The organism is Oleiphilus sp. HI0123 (genome assembly GCF_001635315.1).
Genome location: NZ_LWGE01000705.1, coordinates 1 through 556, shown reverse-complemented (window position 1 = coordinate 556; position 556 = coordinate 1). Strand labels below are relative to the sequence as shown.

The following is a 556-nucleotide window of genomic DNA, read 5'->3' as shown; positions in this document are numbered from 1 at the left end:
CATAGCAAAGGGGATTTCCATATACCTGATGTATACCAGCCGATCATACGTATGGTCGTGATAATGACCATGAGTGCCGCAGCAGTCTGCGCGAGGGTGATATAGTTGGTAAAGAGGGTTGCGATAAAAAACACTAAAAAGACCAGCATACTTGAGATATCGAGAATTCTAGAGTTAAACAAGGTCACTTCGTAGCCTACCCCTCGTTCAATAAAAAGAGGAATAATCCGACGCCCGATGGTCAGGATCAGACCGACAACGATATAGAGGCCTGCGTAGAGGGATGTATGTGCACCTGAATCACTAAAACCAAGTGCTTGAGCATAGAAAAAGGCATTCCCGACTGCAATCAGCACTAGCTTCGAAAGAATCGCCATTTGACGCCATTGTTTGACTTGGATGATCGGCTTGGCAATAGCGTAGCCGAGACAAACGATAAAGATGAGGTCGAAGAATGCAGCGAGTGATAGTACGTTAATCAGCCACATTAGGCGTGCCAGGGCCCACAAAGAAAAGAGGATCATGAGCGGTTTGCCGTGAGGAGTCTGTAGGCCGG

Annotated in this window: 1 protein-coding gene; it reads right to left on the bottom strand. The window is 47.1% G+C overall.

The window, feature by feature from the left end:
- The coding region (locus A3761_RS06325) for an NnrS family protein (RefSeq protein ID WP_231881179.1) at window positions 1–524 on the bottom strand (524 nt) is incomplete at its 3' end.
- Window positions 525–556 lie beyond the last annotated feature (32 nt).